This window comes from Pseudomonas sp. 15A4, assembly GCF_016925575.1.
In the GTDB taxonomy this organism is placed as follows: Bacteria; Pseudomonadota; Gammaproteobacteria; order Pseudomonadales; family Pseudomonadaceae; genus Aquipseudomonas.
Genome location: NZ_CP068986.1, coordinates 2679953 through 2704666, shown reverse-complemented (window position 1 = coordinate 2704666; position 24714 = coordinate 2679953). Strand labels below are relative to the sequence as shown.

The window sequence follows — 24714 nt, the reverse complement described above, 5'->3', positions numbered from 1 at the left end:
ATCCGCCCCCGTAGGAGTTATCCGATGAAAGCTTTTCAAGTAAGGGCACCGTTCGAATTCGGCCTGGCACAGGTGGCGATGCCGCAGGTAGCGCCCGGTGAAGTCAAGGTCGATGTCGCCTATGCCGGTATCTGTGGCTCGGACATGCACATCATCCATGGGCAGAACGCGTTCGTACGTTTTCCCCGGGTGACCGGTCATGAGTTCTCGGGCGTGGTGCGTGAAGTGGGCCATAGCGTCGAGCACCTCAAGGTGGGCGACCGCGTGTGCATCGATCCGGTCATCAGCTGTGGCACCTGCTACCCGTGCCGGATCAATCGGCCGAACGTGTGCACGCGACTGCAAGTGATTGGCGTGCACCGCGACGGCGGTTTCAGCGAGCAAGTCTGCGTGCCTGCCGAGAACGCCCACCGCTTGCCTGACTCGATGGCCCTGAGTCATGCAGCGCTGGTGGAACCGTATTCCATCGCCCTTAACGTGCTCGATCGCATGCAGCCTCATCCGGGGGACAGTCTATTGATCTACGGCGCAGGGGTGATTGGCCTGACCCTGGTTCAGATGGCCCGGGCGCTGGGGTTGACCGATATCACCGTGACCGACGTCATCGACGCCCGGCTGGAAACCGCCAGGGCACTGGGCGCCAGCTGCACCCTCAACGGCAAGGCTGTCGACGTCGAGGCCACCATGCGTGAATTGACCGATGGGGAGGGAGTCCCGCTGATTGTGGATGCGGCCTGCATCCCGGCATTGATGCCGCAAATGGTACGCCTGGCCTCGCCGGCGGGACGGATCGGCCTGCTCGGCTTCAATGCGGTGCCAAGCGATCTGGTGCAGCTGGAAATGATCAAAAAAGAACTGACGCTGGTGGGATCGCGCCTGAACAACCGCAAGTTCCCCCGGGTGATCGAATTGATCGCAAGCGGCAAGCTGCACGTCCAGGAAATGATCAGCCACCGCGTCAGCTTCGATGAAATGCCGGCGGCTATCGATCTGATCGAAAACCATCCCGAACAGACCCGCAAGGTGCTTGTGGAACTGAGCGGCGCCTATCAGTAGCCGTTCACAGATAAACGTGCCCTTCCGGGCACCCTCACCGAATAAACACAAAAAGCGGGAGGTTCCAATGTTTGGTCAAGGTCGCACGTTAATCATCATCATGTTGTTCCTGGCAGGGGTCATCAATTACCTGGATCGCTCGGCACTGTCCGTTGCGGCGCCCTTCATTCAGAAAGACTACGGTCTGACGACGGGTGAAATGGGCATGATCTTCAGCAGCTTTTTTGTCGGTTATGCGGCGTTCAACTTCATCGGCGGCTGGGCGGCCGACCGCTACGGGGCGAAAACCACGCTGTTGCTGGCGATGGTGCTGTGGTCGCTTTTCAGTGGCCTCACGGTGCTGACCATAGGCTTCGCGTCGCTCGTGCTGATTCGCATCCTGTTCGGTATGGGCGAAGGCCCCTTGAGCGTCACCACCAGCAAGATGATCAACAACTGGTATACCCCGAAGCAACGGGCACGGGCGCTGGGCACGTCGATGTCCGGCACGCCACTGGGGGGCGCAATTTCCGGGCCGGTGGTGGGTTTTATCGCTGTCAGTTACGGCTGGAAAGTCTCGTTCATTATCATCATGGCGCTCGGCCTGATCTGGGCGCTGGTGTGGTTCAAGTTCGTCAGGGACAAGCCTCAAGGCAAGGGCGCCGAGGACATTCTGCGGGCGGAAAGCAAGAGTGAGCTAGCCGCCCTGCCGGTTCACCCCCTGCGTTATTACCTCAAGCAGCCGACGGTGCTGTTTACTGCGCTCGCCTTCTTTTCCTATAACTACACGCTGTTCTTCTTCCTGACCTGGTTCCCCAGCTACCTGACCATGGCCCATGGACTGAACGTCAAGGACATGAGCATTGCGACGGTCATACCCTGGCTGCTGGGCTTTCTCGGCCTGGCGCTGGGCGGCTTCATTTCCGACTTCGTGTTCAAGAAAACCGGCCGGATGATGTTCTCCCGCAAAGTGGTACTGGTGACTTGCCTGCTCGCCTGCGCCGGTTGTATTGCCTTTGCAGGGATCGTCAAAACCCTCTACCCGGCGGTGATCCTTGTCGCTTTGGCGGTCTTCTTCTTGTACCTCACCGGGGCAATCTACTGGGCGATTATCCAGGACACAGTGCCTGCGGCGCGGGTAGGCGGCGTCAGCGGCTTCATGCATTTCCTGGCCAACACCTCAGGCATTATCGGCCCGACCCTGACCGGTTTTCTGGTGGAGTTCACCGGCTCGTTCACCAGTGCATTCCTGTTGGCGGGCACGTTGACCGTGATCGGCGCAGTGTGCGTGGCCCGATACGTAAAACCTCTTTCGGCGGCGGATACCGGCCGCGCAGCGGCAGAAGGTGGGCAACCCGGCTCGGCGCTGAGTCGTCCCTGATCTGTCATTCACAGAAGGAGCGTGTTGATGCGTGTTGTGAAACGTGTTCACTCCACCAGCCCTGTCCGTGAGATCGGCATCGTGCACCTCGGCCTGGGGGCTTTTCATCGCGCCCACCAGGCGGTCTACCTGCAACGCCATCTCAATCGTCATGGCGCAAGTGAATGGGGTTTGTGCAGCGCCAATCTGCGTTCGAATCGCGCAGTGGTGGACCAGTTGCGCGAGCAGGACGGCCGCTATCATGTCGCGGAGTACCGTGACCGCGAGCAAGTGACACTGCGTGAGATCGGCGTGCTGCGCCAGGCGTTGTACGTCGGTGAGGGTGGGCAGGACCTGGAAGTGCTTTTGCAGCGCATGGCCGCACCCTCTACACGGATCGTCACGCTCACCGTCACCGAAAAAGGCTATTGCCTGAATGCAGTGACCGGGCAGTTACGCATTGAAGATCCGGCCATCGCCCACGATATCGCGCATCCGCATTCGCCGCGCACGGCGCCCGGCATTGTTCTCGAAGCACTGCGACGCCGTTGTGCCTCGGGCATCGCGGCATTTACCGTGTTGTGCTGTGACAACATGCCGGACAACGGCCAGCGCACGCGCCAGGCAGTGACTGCGCTGGCGGCCAAGCAGGACGAGGAATTGGCGCAGTGGGTTAACGATCACGTGGCCTTTCCGGGTTGCATGGTTGACCGGATCGTCCCCGCCATGGATGACGAGTCCTTTACCCGGCTAGAGCAGGAACTGGATTGCAATGACCGTGCGGCCGTGGTCTGCGAAAGCTTCAGCCAGTGGGTGATCGAGGATCACTTTCCTCTTGGGCGTCCAGACTGGGAGGTGGAAGGTGTGCAGATGGTGGACGACGTACGTCCGTTCGAAACCATGAAACTGCGCATGCTCAACGGTAGCCATTCACTGCTGGCCTACGTGGGTATGTTGCTGGGCCACGAATCAGTGTCCGACGCCATCAACGATGCGGACCTGGCACCGTTCGTGGAGCGTTACATGACCCAGGAAGCAGCGCCTACGCTGCAGATGCCCGCTGGCATCGATCTTGTGGACTATGCCGAGGACCTGAAGGCGCGCTTCGCAAACGACAATTTGCAACATCGGCTCCGCCAGATCGCCATGGATGGCTCGCAGAAGCTGCCACAACGCTGGCTGCTCGGCGCGCAGCAGTTGCTCGACCAAGGTCGCGGCATTGACTGCACGACGTTAGGCATTGCCGCGTGGATTTACGACTGCGCACAGCCGCGCCCCGACGGATCGACGCGCGTTATCGACGACCCCTTGAGCCCGACTTTTACCGATCTTGCTCAACGATTTGAAGGCGCATCATTGGTGGATGCCTTTCTCGATCTGGACGAGGTTTTTCCGGGTGCGCTCCGCAAACGCGCTGACTTTCGCGCCTCCGTGCAACGCTGCTATCGCGCTTTGATTGACGAGGGCATGAGGTCCGTCCTGCGCACGTTTGCGAGCCACAACTAAACGGAAGGGAGAACCACATGAAACACACAGCCCGGCGATAAGTCTGGTACTGCCAAGTGCGCCGAGCCCCTGCCCGTGCTGCGTCATGTTGTTCGCCAGGCAACGCGTATCAGATCTGCGCCACGGCGCCGTCGACCGGCAGCGGGCGCAGAATCGCGAGCCCCCACGTCACAGCCCTCAAGCCGCATTCCGCTCCTGTTTCAGCGATTGCGCCACCAGGCTGCCGAAAGCCGCCACCGGCGCCTGCAAATTGCCGAGGAAGCGTGGATACATCAGCCACAGGTCCATCACCGGTTTGAAATCCTTGAGCGGTATGACCGCCAGTGCATCGCGGTGAACGCTGCGCTCCAGCAGCGGACGCGGCACCAGACCCAGCCCCATGCCGTCGGCGACCAGGCCCAGTTGCAACTCGGTGCCGAAGGTTTCCAGATTGACCTTCAGGCTTAACCCCTGATCAGCCAGCGTGCGTTGCAGCCCGGCGCGGAAACCGCAGCCATCGGGGTTGAGCACCCAGCCCTGCTCGTAGCAGTCAGCCAGTTTCACCGGCTTTTTCGGCAGCGCGTCCTTGGCACACACCACCACCAGTTCCATTTTGCCGATGGATTCGCCGACGATGCCTTCAGGGAAGATCTTCCCGGCCGGAAAAAGCGCGGCGGCCGCGTCCAGTTCGCCGTTCTCGATTTTGCCGATCAGGTGGCTGCCCCAGCCGGTGATCACTTGCGCGCGCAGGTCGGGAAATTGCCCGCGCAGGTGCTTCAGCGCATCCAGCAGCACCACGTCGCCGATGGTTTGCGGCACGCCCAGCCTGAGCAAGCCGCTGGGCGGCGTGTCGCTGGCAACGAGTTCGCGCAATGAGTCCATTTCCCGCAGGATCCCCAGACACTTCTGATAGACCTGCGTGCCCATTGGCGTCGGCTTGAGCGGCTTGGTATTACGGTCGAACAACTCAACGCCCAGGGCCTGCTCAAAATTTTGCACTCGGCGCGTGATGGCCGGCTGGGTCAGGTCCAGGGATTCAGCAGCATGGCTGATCGACTGGCAGCGAATGACCGCTACGAATGCATCGATGTCATCAATTTTCATTCAGATCGCACATGGAATAAGGGGAACAAGATAGGCAAAAATCATAATGGCTATCGAAGGCTCTGGATAGCTTCACATCGATCATCATCCTGCAAATCGGTTATCAACGCATTTTTGGTTATAACCTAATCATCAATAGTTAGCATATTAAACCGCTGCATTATGCTTATATGAAGCTCTCTTCTTTGCCCGGAGCCGACATGACTCACATCCGACACCCTGAACGACTCAGGGCTTTTATCGGCGCGTTGGCCGAACTGATCGATAGCAATCCGAGGGAAGGCGACCTGCTTTCACGGGGAGGCAAGCTGCTGGGGCAATTGGTCCGTTATGACGACTGGCTCCCGGATGAGTTCGCCACTCCCGATCGGACACGCTATCAACAGTTTCTGTTACACGCCGACTCACGGCAGCGCTTTTCGGTCGTCAGCTTCGTGTGGGGACCGGGCCAGAGCACACCCATTCACGATCACCGCGTCTGGGGCTTGATCGGCATGCTGCGGGGCGCCGAGTATTCGCAGGGGTTCGCCCGCAGCGCCGATGGCCGCCTCGAGCAGGAAGGCCCGGCTATCCGCCTGGAGCCCGGCCACGTCGAGGCGTTGTCGCCGCACAGCAACGACATTCATCAGGTCAGCAATGCTTTCGACGATCAGGTGTCGATCAGTATTCATGTCTACGGCGCCAACATCGGCGCCGTGAAGCGCGCTGTTTACCAGCCCGATGGCAGCGAAAAACTGTTCATCTCCGGCTATTCCAACGCCTTTCTCCCGAACATCTGGGATCTGTCCAAAGAGAATCAAGCCCAATGAGCCACCACACCCGTTCCTACGCCGACATCCGCCGCGCCCTGCTCGCCCATGAAGAAGTCGCGCTGGTTGACGTCCGTGAAGAAGCCCCATTCGCCGAAGCCCACCCCTTGTTCGCCGCCAACATCCCGTTGTCGAAACTGGAGCTGGAGGTGCTCGCGCGCATCCCACGTCGCGACACCGCTGTCACCGTTTATGACAACGGCGAAGGTTTGGCCGTACGCGCCTTGAAGCGTCTTCAGGACCTGGGCTACAGCGACGTCACGCTGCTTGAAGGCGGATTGCAGGGCTGGCGCGACGCTGGCGGCGAGGTGTTCATCGACGTCAACGTACCGAGCAAGGCGTTCGGCGAACTGGTCGAGCACCATCGTCACACGCCTTCGCTGGCCGCCGAGGAGGTCAAGCAGCTGCTCGACGCCAAGGCCGACGTGGTGGTGCTGGATGCGCGGCGGTTCGATGAATATCAGACCATGAGCATTCCCACTGGCGTCAGTGTGCCCGGCGCCGAGCTGGTGCTGCGCGCCCGTGAGCTGGCACCCGATCCCAGTACCCGGATCATCGTCAATTGCGCGGGGCGTACGCGCAGCATCATCGGCACTCAGTCACTGGTGAATGCCGGCCTGCCCAACCCGATTTCCGCCCTGCGCAATGGCACGATCGGCTGGCTGCTGGCCGGGCAGACGCTGGACCACGGGCAATCACGGCGCTTCCCGCAGGTCAGTGAAGCGATCCGGGAAGTTGCTCGGTCTGATGCGCGCCAAGTGGCGGACAAAGCGCGAGTGAAACGCGCCAGCCGCGCGGACTTGCCGGTCTGGCAGGCAGAAACGACACGCACGACGTACCTGTTCGATGTGCGCACGCCGGAGGAATTCGAAGCCGGCCATGTGCCCGGTGCCCGTTCGACGCCGGGCGGGCAGCTGGTGCAGGAGACTGACCATTACGCCAGCGTGCGCGGCGCGCGAATCGTCTTACTGGATGACGACGGCGTGCGCGCGAACATGTCTGCTTCGTGGCTCGCGCAGTTGGGCTGGGAGGTGCTTGTGGTGGACGACTTGGGTCCAGAGGATTTCAGCGAAAAAGGGACCTGGAACGCGCCGAGTCTGCCCGCACCGCAGGTCGAGGAGATCAGCGCCGAAACGCTGCGCCAGTGGCGCGAGCACGGCGGCGTGGCGGTGCTGGATTTCACTGCCAGCGGCAACTACGTGAAGCAGCATATTCCGGGCGCCTGGTGGGTGCTGCGTGCCGAGCTGGCAAACGCGCTGCAAAACATCCCGGTTGCCGAGCGTTACGTGCTCACCTGTGGCAGCAGCAAACTCGCGCGCCTGGCGGTGTCGGAGGTCGAAGCCCTGACCGGCAAGCCAGTGTTTGTGCTGAAGGACGGCACCGCCAGTTGGGTGTCTGCCGGTTTCGAGCTTGAGCACGGTGAAAGCCATCTGGCCTCGCCGCGCATTGATCGCTATCGCCGGCCGTACGAGGGCACCGATGCACCGCGTGAAGCGATGCAGGCGTATCTGGATTGGGAGTACGGATTGGTCGAGCAATTGGGCCGCGACGGGACCCATGGGTTTTATGTGATCTGAGCCGCCGCATAACGGCTGGCCCTTCGTCGCGCGGACGACGCCAGCCTCTGTGGGGGTAAGCGCGCTCACGAAGACGGCGTTTCAACCTTTGAAGATCCAGTGAGTGTGCCCGCCACTTGCTGGGTAACCGCTCCCGGAGAACTGAATAGCTTTAAAAAAGGTTATGCATTTATTTGATGATAAGAAAATACATAATCACGCAAATACATAATTAGCATATAACCAAAAGATACTTCTATTCCATTTCTTATAGGCATAAGGTCAATCCCCTTGCCGACCCCTTCTCCAGGCGGAGGCCGAGAATCCACTTCCACGCCTGGAGACACGCATCATGTCCGCCCCTTTCGCCCCCCTGCTCCGCGTCCGACACGTGATACTCGGCGCACTGCTCGCATTCTCATTCAGCCAAACCACACAGGCCGCCGAGCCACTCCAGCCGCTGCTCGTCGCTAACCAGAAGTCCGCGCTGAAGGTGCTGCTGGAGGTGTCCGGCGAGCTGAAGGATGTGCCCTACGAGATCAAGTTCTCCGAATTCCCTTCGGCGTCGCCATTGGGCGAAGCCCTTAACGCGGGGGCCGTGGACGTCGGTGCACTGGGCGACGCGCCCTATGTCTTCGCGCTGGGCGCCGGCGCGGCGTTGAAGGTGATCAGCATCACCCACGTCGATGGCCGCTACACCACCGCGCTGATCGTGCGTAACGACTCGCCGATCAAGTCGGTGGCGGACCTCAAGGGCAAGCGCATCGTCACCGGCCGAGGTTCCATCGGCCACTACTTGGCCATTCGCGCGCTGAACGAAGCAGGGCTTAAGACCAGCGACGTGAATTTCGTCTACCTGTTGCCCAGTGAATCTCGGTTGATCCTCGACAACGGCGACGCCGACGCCTGGGCCACCTGGGCGCCCTACACCACCGTCGCCACGCAAAACGGCGCGCGCATTCTGCCCAATGGGCCGGACTTGCTGACCAACCATTCCTACCTGGCCGCGACCCGCTCAGCCATCGCCGACAAGCGCGTGCAACTGGACGACTTCGTGGTGCGGCTCGATCGCGCCTACCGCTGGGCCAACGCCCACCCTGCCGAATACGCCGCCGCCCAGACCAAGGTCACCGGCCTGCCATTGGCCGTGCACCTGGCGGTCAATCAAGAGACGAAGATGGAACGGGTGAGCATCAATGACGGCGTCATCGAAGGCCTGCAGAACACCGCGGACATCTATCAGCGCGAAGGCATCCTCAACAAGCACGTCGACGTCTCCCGCGGCTTCGACCCGGGCTTCAACGCGATCCGCCTGGCCGCCGAGCAATCGGCCGAACACACAGCCAATCAAGCCGCTGACCAAACCAATCCCCAAGCTGCGCGTTAAGCGCTCGAATCAGGAGCACAGATCATGAGCAAGCCTCGTCAACTCAAATTCGGTGCCATGGTCCACGGCGTGGGCCACGGCTGGGGCGAGTGGCGCCACCCGGACGCGCAAGCTGATGCCAGCACCAACTTCGACTGGTACAAGGGACAGGCCCGGTTGGCCGAGGCCGCGAAGTTCGATTTCGTGTTCATCGCTGACAGCCTGCACATTCACGAGAAATCCAGCCCGCATTACCTCAACCGCTTCGAGCCGCTGACCATTCTCTCGGCGCTGGCAGCGACAACATCGAAGATCGGGCTGGTGGCGACCGTGACCGTCAGCTACACCGAACCTTTCCAGGTGGCGCGACAGATTTCGTCGCTGGACCACATCAGCGGCGGCCGGGCCGGCTGGAACGTCGTCACCTCCTGGCTCAGCGGCACCGCCGAGAACTTCAGCAAGAGCGAACATCCGCCCCACGCCGTGCGCTATCGCATCGCCAGGGAACACGTATCGGCGGTCAAAGGGCTGTGGGATTCCTGGGAGGACGACGCTTTCACCCGCAACAAGCAAACCGGCGAGTTCTTTGACCGCAGCAAGCTGCACGCCTTAAACCACGCGGGCGACTTTTTCCAGGTGAAAGGTCCGCTGAACATCGCCCGCTCCCGCCAGGGCCAGCCGGTGCTGTTTCAGGCGGGCACCTCGGAGGACGGGCGCAACTTCGCTGCGGAATATTCCGACGCCATTTTCGTCCACGCCGAGTCCCTGGAAGAAGCCCAAGCGTATTACGCCGATCTCAAGCGCCGCGCTGTCGGTTTCGGCCGCAACCCGGATGACCTGTCGATTTTGCCGGGGATTCGCCCGATCGTGGGTCGCAACGCAGACGAGGTGGAGCAGCGTTATCAGCAAGCCGTGCAACTGGTGAGCATCGAGGACGCCATCGTCGCGCTGGGCCGGCCGTTCAACGACCACGACTTCAGCCAATACCCGCTGGATGCGCCGTTTCCAGACCTGGGCGATCTTGGGGCCAACAGCCAGAAAGGCGGATCCGATCGCATCAAACAGCAGGCCAGAGAGCAGAACCTCACCCTGCGCCAGGTCGCGCTGGATTTTTCCCGCCCTCGCCGCGAGTTTGCCGGCACACCTGAACAGGTCGCCGACCAGATTCAGCACTGGTTCGAGCACGGCGCCAGCGACGGTTTCATCATCAATTCGCTTCTGCCTGATGGGCTGAAATCCTTCACGGAGCTGGTCATTCCAGTCCTGCAGCAGCGTGGCCTGCAACGCACTGATTACAGTGGTTCGACCCTGCGCGAGCATTTCGGCCTGGCCTTTCCGGTTAATCGTCATACGGCCGCGCGGTTGTCCGCTGCGACGAAGGTCACGGACGCTGAACAATCGCAGGTCCCGGCATGAGCGCAGGATTGAATCGGCAGCCTGGCGCCCCTGTTGTCGCCGAGACCGAAGCGGCCTTCGCTGCGCGTTTGCAGGGGATAACCGAGCGGCTCACCGAGACTGCGCAGCACTACGACCAGACGGCTGAATTCCCACACGAAAACTTCCGTTTGCTGCACGAGCACGGTTTGCTTGGGCTGACGGTGGAAGGCGCGCTGGGTGGCAGCGACGCGGATCTCAAGCGGGCGCAACAGGTGATCAGCGCGGTGGCGAAAGGTGAGCCGTCCACCGCGCTGATTCTGGTGATGCAGTACATCCAGCACGCGCGCATTCGCGAGGTGAAAAACTGGCCGGAGCATCTCTACCGCCAGGTGGCGTTGGACGCAGTCAATAAGGGCGCGCTGATCAATGCCCTGCGGGTTGAGCCGGATCTGGGTTCACCTTCTCGCGGCGGGCTGCCGGCGACGATTGCGCGCAGGATGGCGGAAGGCTGGCGGATCAGCGGACGGAAAATTTATTCAACGGGCAGTCACGGGCTGACGTGGTTCAACGTCTGGGCGCGCAGCGATGACGCCGATCCGCGGGTCGGGGTGTGGCTGGTGCGCAAGGACAGCCCGGGCGTGCGCATCGTCGAGGATTGGGACCACCTGGGCATGCGCGCAACGTCCAGCCACGAAGTGATTTTCGACGACATGCTGGTGCCGCTGGACCATGCCGTCAACACCAGCCCGGCGAGTTCGCCGCAGCCAGAGCTGGATGCGACGGGGTTGCTGTGGATGTCGGTGTTGTTGTCGTCGGTGTACGACGGCATTGCTCAGTCGGCGCGGGACTGGCTGGTTGGTTTTCTGGAGCAGCGCACGCCGTCCAACCTGGGCGCCCCGCTGTCGACACTGCCGCGCTTTCAGGAAGTGCTCGGCCGCATCGACACGTTGCTGTTCGCCAATCGCACGCTGCTGGAATCGGCGACCCATGGGCTGACGTCGGCGGGCCATGCCTCCCAGATCAAATACCTGGTGACCAGCAACGCCATTCGCGCGGTAGAGCTGGCCATCGAAGCCACCGGCAACCCCGGCCTGTCCCGCAGCAACCCGCTGCAACGCCATTACCGCAACGTCGTCTGCGGCCGTGTCCATACGCCGCAGAATGACGTGGTGTTGCAGGGGTGGGCAAGGCCGTGTTTGCCGGGCGAGCAGTCAGGTAGTAGTAGCACCGCATTCCCCTGTAGGACCGGCTTCAGCCGGGAAGGCGCCAGTGTGAACCCCCAAATCTTGCAGCGTGACACCCGACGCATTCCCGGCTAAAGCCGGTCCTACCATCCGCGTCGTGCATCGGCTTGCCGATCAAGCCAACATTTCAGGCGGCTCGAAGGCGGTGATCGGGGGCACTTCGCCGTGCCACTTCTCGACTTCAACCGTGACCGTCTGCGCCGAACAGCCTTGGGACAGACTCGACGCGCCGACATCTTCAGTCAGCACATTCGGATTGCCGTGCTTCTCCAGGCTGTTCGCCTGTCCTTTCGCCAACGGATCAAACCACGCCCCCGTGGCGATCTGCACCACGCCCTGACGAATGTCGTCGGACACCATCACTCCCGCCAGAAACGCACCTCGATCATTGAACACCCTGACCACCTCCCCCTCGGCAATCCCGCGCGCCAAGGCGTCCTGCCGGTTGATTGTCAACGGCTCCCGCCCCTGAATTTTCGAGGCCTGGCTGTACGCACCGTGGTCGTATTGGCTGTGCAGCCGCGTCTTCGGCTGGTTCGATAGCAGATGCAGGGGCAGCGGCTGGGCAGGCTTGTCCAGCCAAACGGGATGGCCGGGACAATCGGCGTAACCAAAGCCTGCGATCGTCTCACTGAAAATCTCGATCTTGCCCGACGGCGTCTGTAGCGGATTCCCCTGCGGGTCGTCACGAAACGCCTTGAGCAGCACCGTATCGTCTGGCGGGTAATCCACCTCAAAGAGACCTTCGCGCCAGAATTCCTCAAAATCGGGCAGCTCAATGGCGAAGCTTCCGGCCCGTGGTCGCGACTCTTCATACAACAAGCGCAGCCATTGCCCGGCGTCACGGCCCTCGGTAAACACCTGCATGCAGTCGAGCCGACGGGACAGCTCGGCGAAGATCGCATAATCGTCCCGCGCCTCCCCCACTGGCTCGATCGCCTTGTGCATGGCGATCATGTAGCGGTCCGACGCCGCGCTGCCGATGTCATCCCGCTCCAGTGCGGTAGTGGCCGGCAGTACGATATCGGCGTGTTTGGCCTGAGCGGTCCAGAATTGCTCGTGAACGATGATGGCTTCCGGACGCTGCCAGGCGTGCAGCAGTCGATTAATGTCCTGGTGATGGTGGAAGATGTTGCCGCCAGCCCAGTACACCAGCCGAATGTGCGGATAGTGATACCGCTTGCCGTTGTAATCGAAGGCCTCGCCGGGATTGAGCAGCATGTCGGTGACCCGCGCCACCGGAATGAAATCCTTGACCGGGTTCACGCCCTGGGAAAAGCGCGGCCCGGAAAACGCCTTGCGCCCGCTGCCGGTGTTGTTCATGCAGCCATAACCTAGACCGAAGCCGCCGCCGGGCAGACCGATCTGCCCGAGCATTGCCGCCAGGGTCACGGTCATCCAGAACGGTTGCTCACCGAACTGCGCCCGCTGCAGCGAATAGGCGACGTTGATCATCGTGCGCTTGCCGGCCATTTCCCGCGCGAGGCTGACAATCCGGTGGGCCGGAATACCAGTCAGGGCCGCAGCCCACTCCGGCGTCTTCGCCACACCCTCCACGGCGCCGATCAGATATTCGATGAAGCGCTCATACCCTGTCGTGTAGCGACGCAGAAAATCCGTGTTGTGCAACCCTTCGTCCACCAGCACCCAGCACAGCGCCATCATCAGCGCAGTGTCGCTGCCGGGCCGGACGGCGAGCCATTCATTGCGTTCCGGTCCGGTTAAATCATCACGGAGCGGGCTGACATTGACGAACTGCACGCCAGCATCCGAGATCCTGCGAATGCCGTTGCTGACCAGATGATCGCTGGCGCCGCCGGGACTGCACTGGGCGTTCTTCAACGGCAAGCCGCCGAAAGCGACGAACAGCTCGCAATGCTCCGCCAGATTTCGCCAGGACGTATGGGCCGCCAGCAGCCAGTCCATATTGCCGACGATGTGCGGCATCAACACCCGACCGGCGCCGAGGCTGTAACTGTCGACGCTGTACACGTAGCCGCCATGACTGTTGAGGAAACGGTGCAGCTGACTCTGCGCGTGATGAAAACGCCCCGCGCTGCCCCAGCCATAGCTGCCGCCGAAAATAGCCTTATTGCCGTGCTCGCCCTTCACCCGCGACAACTCAGTGGCGACCAGATCCAGCGCAACGTCCCACGGCACCTCGACGAAGGCCTCGTTGCCGCGCAGGTGCGGGTCGCGTAGGGCCGGATGATCGTTGAAGCGCTCGAGAAAACTGCGGCGCACGGCCGGCCGACGGATACGCGTGGCAGAGTCGATGGCGCCGGGGATAGATAAACCGATCGGCGAAGGGTCCGCGTCCCACTCTACCGGATCCATGGCCTGAAGCCGTCCGTCAACAACCCGCGGACGGTAAGCGCCCCAATGCAACGAGGTGAAACTCATGGGTGAATGCTCCAGCAGGTAGGCCTGTGCGATGGCTGCCGTGATCGATCAACGCTCCGTTTGTGCCAACGAGTCAGCCCCGGCTTCGAGCGCCGAGGCAAAGGAGTCGTCGAATACAGTGCCAGCAGGATAGGATTTCGTCAGCCCGGCGGCGTTGAAAAAGTCGATGGTCTGCTGCGCCTGGGTGATGACCTGGGGCGAAATCGGCAGCACCACCGTCGCCGAACGCTCGAACCAACCGCGCGCCACTGCAGGATCGGCCTTGGAAAGGACGGCCCAGGCGTCGGCGTACGTGTCAGTGTTTTGCTTGTTGGCGACCGACCAGGCCCGAGCCTTCTGCAGGCGTTGGAGGAAATCGGTGATCTCTGGGCGCTTGTCTTTGATCGAGCGGTCATTGGCAACAACAAAGCTCTGCGCCGGAATCAGGTTTTGCGCAGTGGTGATCACCCGCCCGCCCTGCCGTTCCTGCTGAATCACGTAGGGATCCCACGTCGCGATGGCGTCGACCGAGCCGCCGTCCAGGGCGTGAGAAGCATCCAGCGCACTCAAATATCGATATTCCACCGCATCCCGCGCGATGCCGGCCTTGTCCAGCGCGGTCAGCATCAGTTGCTGGCTCCACGAACCCTTCCAGATCGCCACCCGCTTGCCTTTAAGGTCCGCCACCGTTTTGATGGGCGAATCCTTGCCGACCACGATCGCCACACCCGCCAGGTTCTGCCGGGAAACGCCAATCACCTTGATGGGCGCCCCCAACGCGCCGAGAAACAACACCGGCGCATCACCCAGCAAGCCGACGTCGAGGCTGCCGGCATTCAGCGCTTCCGCCACGGGCGAGCCGGCGGTGAACTGCTTCCACTCCAGTGTGTAAGGCAAATCGTCGAGAACGCCGGCGGCTTCCATGACGGTGCGGGCGCCATAGCTTTGGTCGCCCACGACCAGTTCTGCGGCATGCACCGCGCTAAGGGAGCCGCTGAATAAAAGAAGGGACAACACAGGACGCAGCAGAAAGGATTTGATCGACACAGGCAATCTCCGGAGAGGCTCCATCGGAACGGGATCATGAAATGAGCGCCGGTCCGCCTGTGCGGTTGCCGATTCTTGGGCCTGCGCTGGGTCAAGCAGCATCAGGCGTCAGAACCATAGCATCGAACGCTATATTAAATAAATTCAATATAGTTATATATAAATATGCGGAATGCGCAGGATGAGAATCACCAGCAGCGGGAGTTTGATATAAATCGAACACACACAAAAACGCCGCTCTGTTGAGCGGCGTTTTTGAGAATTTGGAGCGGGAAACGAGACTCGAACTCGCGACCCCGACCTTGGCAAGGTCGTGCTCTACCAACTGAGCTATTCCCGCAAATGGCGTCCCCTAGGGGACTCGAACCCCTGTTACCGCCGTGAAAGGGCGGTGTCCTAGGCCACTAGACGAAGGGGACACAGCCTGGAAACACCATGGTGTTGTGTTCCAGTTCCAGAAACACATCCGAAGATGCTTCCTGGTTTCACTCAACTTCGCCCGAAAGCAAAGCTGCTTAAAAATGGAGCGGGAAACGAGACTCGAACTCGCGACCCCGACCTTGGCAAGGTCGTGCTCTACCAACTGAGCTATTCCCGCAATGGCGTCCCCTAGGGGACTCGAACCCCTGTTACCGCCGTGAAAGGGCGGTGTCCTAGGCCACTAGACGAAGGGGACACGCTACAACATTCACTGCCTGCTACGCTCTGCTGTGTGCTTTACGCTGCAAGTGGCGCGCATTCTATGGATGGATATAGGGGTCGTCAACCCCTCAGTGAAAATATATTCAAATCAATGACTTCGCCCTCTATTAAGGCAATGTCCGGCCGATACACAGGTGTCAGCCGCCATGGCCTAAATCTGGCGAAGTGACAGGACCACCTTCCCGCGATAGTGGATAGCCACTACACTCGCGCAAATTACTTGACTGAGGCTTGTGCGGTGACACCACTCATTATCACCCTGTTCGTCGTAGCAGGCATCGTGCTCCTCATAGCCGTCGGCTACTTGAATCATGTCGCAGAGGGCAAAAAGGTCGAGCGTGCGCGAGGTCTTGTCGAGCTCAATGACCGGCTGCGTCGCTGCAGCGAGCTGTCCGAAACCTTCCCCGGTCAGTTGATGACACCGGCGCTCAAGCTGCTGCTGGTTCGCCTTGAGCTGAACGTGGTCAAGCGTCTGCTGGCGCTGGAAAAGAGGAACAACCCGAACCTTCAGGAACGCCAGGCTGAACTGGAAGCACTGGTGGCCCAGGGTGACGCGATCACGGTCAGCAACCCGGCCAGCCCGATTCAAACCGAAGCCAAGGCCAAAGACGTGCGCTTTCTCCTGGAAGCGATGCATGGCCAGGTCACGCGGGCGGCCCACGATGGTTTCCTGCAAACCGCTGAAGCCAAACACTGGATTCGCGAGATCCGTAACTTGCTGGTGCTGCTGCACATCGAGTTCTTCAACAACCTCGGCCAGCACGCGATGAGTCAGGAACAGCCAGGCCAGGCCCGTCTGGCCTTCGAGCGCGGCGTTCAATACCTGAAAAACCAGCCTGAACCCGCACCGTGGAAAGCCCACCTGCAGGCCATGGAACGGCAACTGGCCAAAGCCAACTCCATGGTGCTGGACACCATCGCACCGACTGAAGACGACAATAACGAGCTGACCGAAGGCTTGAGAGTCGTGGACGCCGACGCCGAATGGAAAAAGAAAGCCATCTACGACTGATGGCTTAAACCTGACGCACCGCGCGGTGCGTCAGGGCTTCATCTCAGCAATCGGTCGATTTCAAGAAGATCGCCGCCAGCCTTTCGATCCCCGCCTGATCCTCCTCGCTGAAGCGCCCGACACTCGGGCTGTCCAGATCCAGAACGCCAATCAGCTTTCCGTCCTTTATCAAAGGCACTACCACCTCGCTATTGGAAGCACTGTCGCAGGCGATGTGTCCGGGAAACTCATGGACATCGTGCACGCGCTGGGTTTCGCGGCTCTGTGCCGCCGTGCCGCAGACACCCTTGCCGAACGGAATGCGCACGCAGGCGATCTGGCCCTGGAACGGACCCAGCACCAGCTCTTCGTTGCGATTGAGGTAGAAGCCTGCCCAGTTCAAGTCGTCGAGCTGGCTATAAAGGAAGGCCGAAAACTGCGCCGCGTTGGCGATGAAGTCGCGCTCGTCGGCCAGCAGGGATTCCAGTTGTGCAGCCAGCAGGCGGTAGCCATCAAGGCCCTCCCCTGCAGAATTCAAATCGATCATGCGTCTTGCTCCAGCATTTTCAAACCTACCCAGTAGCGGGCGAACTGATACGCGCAACGACCGTTGCGGTTGCCGCGGCCGGTCGCCCAGCGCACGGCGTGAATCTCAAGGGCTTCATCACGCTGCCATTGCAAGCCGGCCTTGGTCGCCAGCTCGCCGATCCAGTGCTCCACCACATCCAGGAAATGCTCCTGGGTGAAGGGATAGAACGACAGCCAGAGACCAAAGCGGTCCGACAACGCGATCTTGTCCTCCACGGCTTCACTCGGGTGAATCTCGCCGTCGTCACCGCGCTGCCAGTGAGCATTGTCGCTCTCCTTTTCCGGCACGAGGTGGCGGCGATTGGACGTGGCGTACAGCAGGACGTTGTCCGGCGCCTGTTCCAGCGAGCCGTCGAGCACGCTCTTCAGCACCCGGTAGTCGCCTTCGCCGGATTCGAACGACAGGTCATCGCAGAACAGTACAAAGCGCTGCGGCAATTTCTGCAGCTGCTCGACCACACGCGGCAGATCCCCCAGATGATCCCGCTCGATCTCGATCAGGCGCAGGCCGGCTTTGGCGTGCTCGGCCAGCAACGCCCGGACCAGCGACGATTTGCCCGTGCCACGGGAACCCCAGAGCAACGCGTGGTTGGCGGGCAGCCCGTCGATGAACTGTTGCGTGTTGCGGCCCAGCTGCTCACGCTGGCGGTCAACGCCGATGAGGTCGGACAGGCGCATGTCCAGGGTGACCTCCAGCGGCATCAGGTAACCGACACGGCCTTCGCGCACCCAGCGCGCCGCCAGCGTTGTCTCCCAGTCCACGGGCTGTCGCACGGCAGGCAGCAGAGGTTCGAGACGCGCCAGCACCGACTCGGCGCGCTCCAGAAATGCGTTCAATCGAGAATCCACGGTTTCTCCTTGATTTAACGGGTTAACGCCCGGTCGCGATCAGCTATGCTTGCCACGCGACGGACACGAGAAGTGACAATGCCTTTATGGATATAGCGATCACCCACAGGCTGTCATTCAAACAGGCCCGTCTGACTGTGCTGATCGGCTTTGTATTGGGCACGCTGCTCAGTCTGTTTCAAATTGCGCTCGATTATGCCAGCGAAGACGCGTCCATCGATCGTGAAATTCGCTCCCTGCTGCAAATCAGTCACAACCCCGCCTCGCGCATTGCCTACAACCTCGACGCAGAACTGGCGCAAGAGCTGACCCTCGGCCTGCTGCACTCCCCGGCCGTGGTCGGCGCGCGCCTGACCGATAACAACAACGTTCAGCTCGCTGCCGTGTCGCGACCGTTGGCGAACAGCGCCTACCGGATGGTCAGTGATTTCCTGTTCGGCGGCAGCCGGCAGTTCGAAGACGTGCTGCACCTGGACCACATCCCCAATGAGTCCATCGGCATCTTGCACCTGGACGTCGACACCTTCGCGTTCGGCAGCCATTTTCTGCAGCGCGCCGGGATCACACTGATCAACGGTTTCGTGCGCAGTCTGGTGCTGGCCGGCCTGTTGCTGGCGCTGTTTTACTTCACCCTGACCAAACCGCTGACGGGCATGATCCGTGCGCTCTCGGAGCGGGATCCGCGCAGCCCCGTTCAACCCCCGCTGCCCTGCCCGCGCGGCCACGAGCATGACGAAATCGGCGTGCTGGTGGCGGTCACGAATCGGCAGTTCGAGAGCGTGGCCAGTGAGTTCGCGCGGCGGCGGGAAGCGGAAAACCGGCTCACCGACCACCTCAACGAACTGGAAGACATCGTCTCCGCGCGGACCAACCAGCTTGAAGCCAGCAACGCCCGGCTCAGCCAGTCCAACGAAGAACTGCAGATCGCGCGCAGCACGGCGCTGGACATGGCCCACGCGCGCTCGGCCTTTCTGGCCCACATGAGCCATGAAATACGCACGCCGCTCAATGGCTTGTTGGGCATGCTGGCCCTGTCCCTCGATGGCCCGCTGAGTGCAGAACAGCGCCAGCAGCTGTCCATTGCCCACGACTCGGGCAAGGTGTTGGTCGAACTGCTCAACGACATTCTTGACCTGTCGAAATTTGATGCCGGTCAGGTGGAGCTTGAGCGCATTCCGTTCGATCTGGCGGCCCTGATCGAAGACACCGCCAGCCTGCTGTCGCAGAACGCGGCGCCGAATGTCGAGCTGACCTGCCTGATCGACCCGCGTTTCCCGGCGTCCGTGCTGGGTGACCCGACCCGGGTGCGCCAGATCGTCAGCAACCTGCTCTCGAACGCCCTCAAGTTCACCCGGGCCGGGCGCGTGGATGTGCGCCTGGGTCAACATGGCGACCACATGCGTATTGAGGTGTGCGACACCGGCATCGGTATCGCGCAGGACGCTCAGGCGAAGATCTTCCAGCCATTCACCCAGGCCGAAGCCGCGATCACCCGGCAGTACGGCGGCACCGGTCTGGGCCTGACCCTGACCCACAACCTGACCGATGCCATGAACGGGCAATTGAGTATCGAGTCCACCCTTGGCGTTGGCAGCCGCTTCCGCGTGGACCTGCCGCTGCCGGCACACACGCCGGCGCTGCAATGGCCGCTGCTGAAAGGCAAAGTGCTGGTCGCCAGCGATGCGGGCAGCGGATTACTGGAAATGTTGAGCCGAGTGCTGCCGGAATGGGGCGTTACCTGTCAGCCGCTGGCAGAAGGCGCGCCACCCGACGCCGACGCAGACCTGCTGATCACCGATTGCCCGCAATGCCTGGTGGCCATCCGCGAGGCGTGCACGGTGCCGGTGTTGCTGGTGACGGCGTACGGCAATTTCATGCCCGGCGAGCAAGTTGCGGCCCTGGCACCGCTGCAGCAGCAGGCGCGGCCGTTACCGCGCAACGTGCTGCATCAGAGCCTGGCGCGCATTCTGGATGCCGACGGACAGGCGGGCAGCAGCCACGAACAGGGCGCCCCCTCACCCACCCATCGGGCGCGTATTCTGCTGGTGGAGGACAACCCGGTTAATCAGCTGGTGGCGAAAGGCATGCTCGGCAAGCTCGGTTGCGAGGTCATCGTCAGCAGCAACGGCGCCGAAGCACTGCAACAGCTTGAGCAGGACCACTTCGATCTGGTGCTGATGGACTGCAACATGCCCGTGATGAACGGCTATGACGCCACCCGTTGCATTCGGAAAAACGGACGTTGGTCGGACCTGCCGATCATCGCGCTGACGGCTAACGCGATGCCCGAAGAGCGCGAACACTGCAAGGCCGCGGGCATGAGCGACTACCTGGCCAAGCCGTTTCGTCGCGAGGAATTGATGGCGTTGCTGGATCAGTGGATCCCGGTGGCACAGCCCCAGTAAAAGGCTTCGATCAACCGGCCGCCTGTTCTTTCAACAGCGCGTCGATGTCCGCCTTGATGTCTTCCGGCTTGGTCAATGGGGCGTAACGCTTGACCAGCTTGCCGTCGCGACCTACCAGGAACTTGGTGAAATTCCACTTGATGCCTTCCGACCCCAGCAAGCCCGGCGCGCGCTTCTTGAGCTGCACGAAAAGCGGGTGGGCATGGCTGCCGTTGACGTCGATCTTCTTGAACAGCGGGAAGGTTACCCCGTAGTTCAGTTCGCAAAAGTCGGAAATCGCCCCTTCGTTGCCGGGCTCCTGTTTGCCGAACTGGTTGCATGGAAAGCCCAGCACCACCAGCCCGCGATCCTTGTAGCCCTGCCACAATTCCTCAAGACCCTTGTACTGCGGCGTGAAACCGCACTTGCTGGCAGTGTTCACCACCAATACCGCCTTGCCGCCGAAATCAGCGAGGGTCTTTTGTTCGCCCTTGATCGTTTGCACCGGAATGTTCAGCAGCTCGTCGCTCATGGCGATGCCTCGAAAGTGGTAAACAGCCAAGCTAGCGCGCCATTGCCTGGCGCGCTATCCCATTGTTGCCGGTGATAGGCGTGCATCAGGCGCTACGCGGCACCAAATCCAGGCACACGGAGTTGATGCAGTAGCGCAGACCGGTGGGCGCCGGGCCGTCCGGGAACACGTGGCCGAGGTGAGCATCGCATTTACTGCAGACCACTTCAGTGCGGATCATGCCGTGACTGACATCGCGCACTTCGACCACGGCGCTGCCTTCCAGCGGCGCGTAGAAGCTCGGCCAGCCGCAGCCCGAATCGAACTTGGTTTTTGAATCGAACAACGGCTCGTTGCAGCAGATGCAGTGGTAAACGCCGTCAGTCTTGGTCTCGTTGTATTTACCGCTGAATGGACGCTCGGTGCCCTTCAGCCGGCAGACGTTGTACTGCTCCGGATCGAGCATCGCTTTCCATTCTTCAAGGGTTTTATCCAGCTTAGCCACGGGTAGACCTCCGTAAATGAAAAAGCCCGATCTGCGTCTTTTCCACGGATCGGGTGGCACGTATGATTGCGCCTTCGTTGGACGCCAGTCTGTCACCCGCGTTTCTCGCGTACAAACCCATTTTGATGGCGTCATGCTCAGCGGTCTGCGCATCTTCATACAGCGGGCCGTCTCTTTTCGGGACCAATCACCATGCAGTTCAGCAAATCGAACAAGCTCGCCAACGTCTGCTACGACATTCGCGGGCCGGTGCTCAAGCACGCCAAGCGCCTGGAAGAGGAAGGCCATCGCATCCTCAAGCTGAACATCGGTAACCCGGCGCCGTTTGGTTTCGAGGCGCCGGACGAGATTCTGCAGGACGTCATCCGCAACCTGCCCATGGCCCAGGGCTACAGCGATTCAAAAGGCCTGTTCAGCGCACGCAAGGCTGTGATGCAGTACTACCAGCAGAAGCAGGTCGAAGGTGTCGGCATCGAAGACATCTATCTGGGCAACGGCGTCTCCGAACTGATCGTGATGTCGATGCAGGCCCTGCTCAACAACGGCGATGAAGTGCTGGTGCCGGCGCCGGACTACCCGCTGTGGACCGCCGCCGTGGCGTTGTCGGGCGGCAACCCGGTGCATTATCTGTGCGACGAGCAGGCCAACTGGTGGCCTGATCTGGAGGACATGAAGGCCAAGATCACGCCGAACACCAAAGCCATGGTGATCATTAACCCGAACAACCCGACCGGCGCCGTTTATTCCCGCGAAGTGTTGCTGGGGATGCTGGAGATTGCCCGTCAGCACAACCTGGTGGTCTTCTCGGACGAAATCTACGACAAGATCCTCTACGACGACGCCGTGCACATTTGCACCGCCTCGCTGGCACCGGACCTGCTGTGCCTGACCTTCAACGGGCTGTCGAAGTCCTACCGCGTGGCGGGTTTCCGCTCCGGCTGGATCGCGATTTCCGGGCCCAAGCACAACGCGCAGAGCTACATCGAAGGCATCGACATTCTGGCGAACATGCGCCTGTGTGCCAACGTGCCGAGTCAGCACGCGATCCAGACCGCGCTGGGCGGCTATCAGAGCATCAATGACCTGATCCTGCCGCCGGGTCGTCTGCTGGAACAACGCAACCGGACCTGGGAATTGCTCAACGACATTCCGGGTGTCAGTTGCGTGAAGCCGATGGGTGCGCTGTACGCCTTCCCGCGCATCGACCCGAAGGTCTGCCCGATCCACAACGACGAGAAATTCGCGCTGGACCTGCTGCTGTCGGAAAAGCTGTTGATCGTTCAGGGCACGGCGTTCAACTGGCCGTGGCCAGACCACTTCCGCGTGGTGACGCTGCCGCGTGTGGACGATCTGGAACAGGCCATTGGCCGGATCGGCAACTTCCTGAAGACCTATAAGCAGTAACGCTGCTTGCTGCAGGAGCCGACTTGCGGGTGCCCGCCCGTAAGCCGACTCCTGCCGATTTGAGCGCAGTTGCCCCGGCCTCACTCCCTCGCCGATGACACTTATCGCCGAGGCGACACCAAACGACACAGTTTGAAATGATCGCTCGGTTGAATACGCCCCGACATCACCTTATATACCCCCGCAGTACGTTACATATTCTTCCCGAGGAGACACTCTTAACCATGATGCGCATTTTGCTGTTTTTGGCCACTAACCTTGCGGTCGTGCTGATTGCCAGCATTACCCTGAGCCTTTTTGGCTTCAACGGGTTCATGGCGGCCAACGGGGTTGATCTGAACCTCAATCAGCTGCTGATCTTCTGCGCCGTGTTCGGTTTTGCCGGTTCACTGTTCTCTCTGTTCATCTCCAAATGGATGGCGAAGATGAGCACGGGCACCGAAATCATTACCCAACCCCGCACCCGCCATGAGCAATGGCTGCTGCAGACCGTGGAACAACTGTCTCGCGATGCGGGCATCAAGATGCCGGAAGTGGGTATTTTCCCCGCCTACGAAGCCAACGCCTTCGCCACCGGCTGGAACAAGAACGACGCCCTGGTCGCGGTCAGTCAGGGCCTGCTGGAGCGTTTTTCGCCCGATGAAGTGAAGGCGGTGCTGGCTCACGAGATCGGTCACGTGGCCAACGGCGACATGGTGACGCTGGCGCTGGTCCAGGGCGTGGTCAACACCTTCGTCATGTTCTTCGCGCGGATCATCGGCAACTTCGTCGACAAGGTGATCTTCAAGAACGAAGAAGGCCGTGGCATCGCGTTCTATATCGCGACCATCTTCGCTGAAATCGTTTTGGGCTTCCTCGCCAGCGCCATCGTCATGTGGTTCTCGCGCAAGCGTGAATACCGCGCAGACGACGCCGGTGCCCGCCTGGCCGGTACGGGCGCGATGATCAGCGCGCTGCAGCGTCTGCGTTCGGAACAGGGCGTTCCGGTGCAAATGCCTGAGAGCATGACGGCGTTCGGCATCAACGGTGGCTTGAAGCACGGCCTGGCCGGGCTGTTCATGAGCCACCCGCCGCTGGAAGAACGCATCGAGGCGCTTCGCCGTCGCGGTTGATTCCGTGACAGCTGGACGAGAAAGGGCGACGTGAAGTCGCCCTTTTCTTTTGCCTGTGGCAGATTTTGTGCGCATAGGCGGTCTGTGAGAGTGAGCTTGCTCACGAAGACGTATCCACATCCGCTGGATTTTCCAGCACTGGAGCCCATTCTCCAGCCTGCCCCTTCCTTATCGCCGATACAGACGATAAGCATATTCCATCAGGGATGTCGCGCCCGCCTGTTTGAACTTCACGCCCTGCTCCAGCACATCCAGATCCGCGACGCGCTTGACCCGCCAATCGGGGGACAACAGCTGCAGCACCTCATCCTCATCCACTGAGAACGGCGGGCCGGCAATCAGCGACTGATCGTAATCCAGCGTCACCAACAAGCCGCAGGCATCTTTCGACAACAAGTGATTGAGCTGTTTGACGTAACGCCAGCGCAAGTCCGGCGGCAGCGCAATCAGGGCGGCTCGGTCGTAGAATGCGGTGCAGTCGCCCACGTCTTCGGGATTTAGGGCAAAGAAGTCACCGCACCAGATCTCGCAGCCCTCCACACGATAAACCTTGAGCGCGCCACGCTCCTCGACCGTCGGCTGCAAGCCGTTCTCGCTGAAGAATCCCGCCACCGCTATCTCAGACAATTCTGCGCCTACCACGTGAAAGCCCTGGTTGAGCAGCCAGATCATGTCGATGCTTTTGCCGCACAACGGCACCAGCACGCGCTCCCCGGGCATGGCGGTGAGCTCTGGCCACAGGCGCAAGAGGTGCGAATTCACAGACGCCTGATTGAAACCGATCTGATTGATCGCCCAGCGCTCATGCCAAAAACGCGGCTCCATAGACACTCCTGATATCCCGATCAAAACGGACGAAAACTTATATTAGATTTAGATGGATGTACTGCCCGATCATGCCAC

The 24714-nt window shown here is 60.9% G+C and carries 19 protein-coding genes, 4 tRNA genes and 1 pseudogene; 12 read left to right on the top strand and 12 right to left on the bottom strand.

From position 1 onward, the window contains the following. Positions 1 to 24 precede the first annotated feature (24 nt). The 3 genes from JN403_RS12210 to JN403_RS12200 all read left to right on the top strand — a co-directional run bounded on the left by JN403_RS12210 (position 25) and on the right by JN403_RS12200 (position 3901). The gene (locus tag JN403_RS12210; protein ID WP_205487115.1) at positions 25 to 1056 is read left to right on the top strand and encodes a Zn-dependent oxidoreductase; all 1032 of its coding nucleotides are present in this window, start codon (positions 25 to 27) and stop codon (positions 1054 to 1056) included. 67 nt (positions 1057 to 1123) lie between these two features. Next, positions 1124 to 2416, top strand: a complete 1293-nt coding sequence (locus JN403_RS12205) for an MFS transporter (RefSeq protein ID WP_205487114.1) — start codon at positions 1124 to 1126, stop codon at positions 2414 to 2416. Between the two features lie 27 nt (positions 2417 to 2443). Then, positions 2444 to 3901, top strand: a complete 1458-nt coding sequence (locus JN403_RS12200) for a mannitol dehydrogenase family protein (RefSeq protein ID WP_205487113.1) — start codon at positions 2444 to 2446, stop codon at positions 3899 to 3901. Between the two features lie 177 nt (positions 3902 to 4078). Here JN403_RS12200 and JN403_RS12195 read toward each other — a convergent pair whose 3' ends face one another. Beyond that, positions 4079 to 4984: a LysR family transcriptional regulator gene (locus tag JN403_RS12195; protein ID WP_205487112.1), complete on the bottom strand. Its 906-nt coding sequence runs from the start codon at positions 4982 to 4984 to the stop codon at positions 4079 to 4081. A 200-nt stretch (positions 4985 to 5184) separates the two neighbouring features. Between JN403_RS12195 and JN403_RS12190 the strand changes: the two genes are divergently transcribed. From JN403_RS12190 to JN403_RS12170, 5 genes and pseudogenes are all read left to right on the top strand, one after another. Beyond that, complete coding sequence (locus JN403_RS12190) at positions 5185 to 5793, top strand: cysteine dioxygenase (protein ID WP_205487111.1); 609 nt, start codon at positions 5185 to 5187, stop codon at positions 5791 to 5793. Next, entirely contained in the window at positions 5790 to 7370 is a 1581-nt protein-coding gene (locus JN403_RS12185; protein ID WP_205487110.1) for a rhodanese-related sulfurtransferase, read from the top strand. Before JN403_RS12190 ends, JN403_RS12185 begins: the two co-directional genes overlap by 4 nt. A gap of 331 nt (positions 7371 to 7701) precedes the next feature. Then, positions 7702 to 8736 (top strand): ABC transporter substrate-binding protein, encoded by a 1035-nt coding sequence (locus tag JN403_RS12180; protein ID WP_205487109.1) that lies wholly within the window; start codon positions 7702 to 7704, stop codon positions 8734 to 8736. 24 nt (positions 8737 to 8760) lie between these two features. Next, positions 8761 to 10131: an LLM class flavin-dependent oxidoreductase gene (locus JN403_RS12175; RefSeq protein WP_205487108.1), complete on the top strand. Its 1371-nt coding sequence runs from the start codon at positions 8761 to 8763 to the stop codon at positions 10129 to 10131. Beyond that, positions 10128 to 11311, top strand: a pseudogene (locus JN403_RS12170) (acyl-CoA dehydrogenase family protein). The gene JN403_RS12175 and the pseudogene JN403_RS12170 overlap by 4 nt, the downstream one beginning before the upstream one ends. 139 nt (positions 11312 to 11450) lie before the next feature. On the opposite strand, the gene JN403_RS12165 reads toward JN403_RS12170, so the two are convergent. The 6 genes from JN403_RS12165 to JN403_RS12140 form a co-directional block, all read right to left on the bottom strand. Next, on the bottom strand, positions 11451 to 13739 hold the full coding sequence (locus JN403_RS12165) for a molybdopterin guanine dinucleotide-containing S/N-oxide reductase (RefSeq protein WP_205487106.1): 2289 nt from the start codon (positions 13737 to 13739) through the stop codon (positions 11451 to 11453). Between the two features lie 48 nt (positions 13740 to 13787). Next, positions 13788 to 14789: an ABC transporter substrate-binding protein gene (locus JN403_RS12160; protein WP_205487105.1), complete on the bottom strand. Its 1002-nt coding sequence runs from the start codon at positions 14787 to 14789 to the stop codon at positions 13788 to 13790. 240 nt (positions 14790 to 15029) lie between these two features. After that, positions 15030 to 15105, bottom strand: a tRNA-Gly gene (locus JN403_RS12155). Between the two features lie 3 nt (positions 15106 to 15108). Then, positions 15109 to 15184: transfer RNA gene (locus JN403_RS12150), tRNA-Glu, on the bottom strand. A 103-nt stretch (positions 15185 to 15287) separates the two neighbouring features. Beyond that, positions 15288 to 15363: transfer RNA gene (locus JN403_RS12145), tRNA-Gly, on the bottom strand. 2 nt (positions 15364 to 15365) lie between these two features. Further along, positions 15366 to 15441: transfer RNA gene (locus JN403_RS12140), tRNA-Glu, on the bottom strand. Positions 15442 to 15705: 264 nt separating this feature from the next. Here JN403_RS12140 and JN403_RS12135 point away from each other — a divergent pair. Further along, complete coding sequence (locus JN403_RS12135; protein ID WP_122535594.1) at positions 15706 to 16479, top strand: hypothetical protein; 774 nt, start codon at positions 15706 to 15708, stop codon at positions 16477 to 16479. A 43-nt stretch (positions 16480 to 16522) separates the two neighbouring features. Here the strand turns inward: JN403_RS12135 and JN403_RS12130 are convergent, their stop codons facing one another. Together JN403_RS12130 and JN403_RS12125 are read right to left on the bottom strand one after the other, a co-directional pair. After that, positions 16523 to 17005 carry a GAF domain-containing protein gene (locus JN403_RS12130; RefSeq protein ID WP_122535595.1) on the bottom strand — a complete coding sequence of 161 codons (483 nt, stop codon included), beginning with the start codon at positions 17003 to 17005 and terminating at the stop codon, positions 16523 to 16525. Continuing rightward, positions 17002 to 17895 (bottom strand): ATP-binding protein, encoded by an 894-nt coding sequence (locus tag JN403_RS12125; protein WP_122623787.1) that lies wholly within the window; start codon positions 17893 to 17895, stop codon positions 17002 to 17004. Before JN403_RS12125 ends, JN403_RS12130 begins: the two co-directional genes overlap by 4 nt. A gap of 86 nt (positions 17896 to 17981) precedes the next feature. Here JN403_RS12125 and JN403_RS12120 point away from each other — a divergent pair, with 86 nt between their 5' ends. After that, positions 17982 to 20300, top strand: coding sequence for an ATP-binding protein (locus tag JN403_RS12120; protein ID WP_205487104.1), 2319 nt, complete (start codon positions 17982 to 17984; stop codon positions 20298 to 20300). Positions 20301 to 20310: 10 nt separating this feature from the next. Here JN403_RS12120 and JN403_RS12115 read toward each other — a convergent pair whose 3' ends face one another. Both JN403_RS12115 and msrB read right to left on the bottom strand, forming a co-directional pair. Next, positions 20311 to 20811 (bottom strand): glutathione peroxidase, encoded by a 501-nt coding sequence (locus tag JN403_RS12115; protein WP_122535598.1) that lies wholly within the window; start codon positions 20809 to 20811, stop codon positions 20311 to 20313. 85 nt (positions 20812 to 20896) lie between these two features. Then, positions 20897 to 21295 carry a peptide-methionine (R)-S-oxide reductase MsrB gene (msrB, locus tag JN403_RS12110; protein ID WP_122535599.1) on the bottom strand — a complete coding sequence of 133 codons (399 nt, stop codon included), beginning with the start codon at positions 21293 to 21295 and terminating at the stop codon, positions 20897 to 20899. A gap of 192 nt (positions 21296 to 21487) precedes the next feature. Here msrB and JN403_RS12105 point away from each other — a divergent pair, with 192 nt between their 5' ends. Both JN403_RS12105 and htpX read left to right on the top strand, forming a co-directional pair. Further along, positions 21488 to 22699 (top strand): pyridoxal phosphate-dependent aminotransferase, encoded by a 1212-nt coding sequence (locus JN403_RS12105; protein WP_122535600.1) that lies wholly within the window; start codon positions 21488 to 21490, stop codon positions 22697 to 22699. A gap of 224 nt (positions 22700 to 22923) precedes the next feature. Next, the gene (gene htpX, locus JN403_RS12100) at positions 22924 to 23811 is read left to right on the top strand and encodes a protease HtpX (protein ID WP_037011815.1); all 888 of its coding nucleotides are present in this window, start codon (positions 22924 to 22926) and stop codon (positions 23809 to 23811) included. Between the two features lie 168 nt (positions 23812 to 23979). On the opposite strand, the gene JN403_RS12095 is transcribed toward htpX, so the two are convergent. After that, entirely contained in the window at positions 23980 to 24636 is a 657-nt protein-coding gene (locus JN403_RS12095) for a thiopurine S-methyltransferase (protein ID WP_205487103.1), read from the bottom strand. Positions 24637 to 24714 lie beyond the last annotated feature (78 nt).

What these genes read in the sequence shown, in the direction of transcription:
- JN403_RS12160 (WP_205487105.1), bottom strand. Translation starts at nt 14,789, where the DNA reads ATGGAGCCTCTCCGGAGATTGCCTGTGTCGATCAAATCCTTTCTGCTG.
- JN403_RS12115 (WP_122535598.1), bottom strand. Translation starts at nt 20,811, where the DNA reads ATGAGCGACGAGCTGCTGAACATTCCGGTGCAAACGATCAAGGGCGAA.
- JN403_RS12120 (WP_205487104.1), top strand. Translation starts at nt 17,982, where the DNA reads ATGGATATAGCGATCACCCACAGGCTGTCATTCAAACAGGCCCGTCTG.
- JN403_RS12175 (WP_205487108.1), top strand. Translation starts at nt 8,761, where the DNA reads ATGAGCAAGCCTCGTCAACTCAAATTCGGTGCCATGGTCCACGGCGTG.
- JN403_RS12205 (WP_205487114.1), top strand. Translation starts at nt 1,124, where the DNA reads ATGTTTGGTCAAGGTCGCACGTTAATCATCATCATGTTGTTCCTGGCA.
- htpX (WP_037011815.1), top strand. Translation starts at nt 22,924, where the DNA reads ATGATGCGCATTTTGCTGTTTTTGGCCACTAACCTTGCGGTCGTGCTG.
- JN403_RS12105 (WP_122535600.1), top strand. Translation starts at nt 21,488, where the DNA reads ATGCAGTTCAGCAAATCGAACAAGCTCGCCAACGTCTGCTACGACATT.
- JN403_RS12210 (WP_205487115.1), top strand. Translation starts at nt 25, where the DNA reads ATGAAAGCTTTTCAAGTAAGGGCACCGTTCGAATTCGGCCTGGCACAG.
- JN403_RS12165 (WP_205487106.1), bottom strand. Translation starts at nt 13,739, where the DNA reads ATGAGTTTCACCTCGTTGCATTGGGGCGCTTACCGTCCGCGGGTTGTT.
- JN403_RS12185 (WP_205487110.1), top strand. Translation starts at nt 5,790, where the DNA reads ATGAGCCACCACACCCGTTCCTACGCCGACATCCGCCGCGCCCTGCTC.
- JN403_RS12095 (WP_205487103.1), bottom strand. Translation starts at nt 24,636, where the DNA reads ATGGAGCCGCGTTTTTGGCATGAGCGCTGGGCGATCAATCAGATCGGT.
- JN403_RS12200 (WP_205487113.1), top strand. Translation starts at nt 2,444, where the DNA reads ATGCGTGTTGTGAAACGTGTTCACTCCACCAGCCCTGTCCGTGAGATC.
- JN403_RS12130 (WP_122535595.1), bottom strand. Translation starts at nt 17,005, where the DNA reads ATGATCGATTTGAATTCTGCAGGGGAGGGCCTTGATGGCTACCGCCTG.
- JN403_RS12190 (WP_205487111.1), top strand. Translation starts at nt 5,185, where the DNA reads ATGACTCACATCCGACACCCTGAACGACTCAGGGCTTTTATCGGCGCG.
- JN403_RS12195 (WP_205487112.1), bottom strand. Translation starts at nt 4,984, where the DNA reads ATGAAAATTGATGACATCGATGCATTCGTAGCGGTCATTCGCTGCCAG.
- JN403_RS12180 (WP_205487109.1), top strand. Translation starts at nt 7,702, where the DNA reads ATGTCCGCCCCTTTCGCCCCCCTGCTCCGCGTCCGACACGTGATACTC.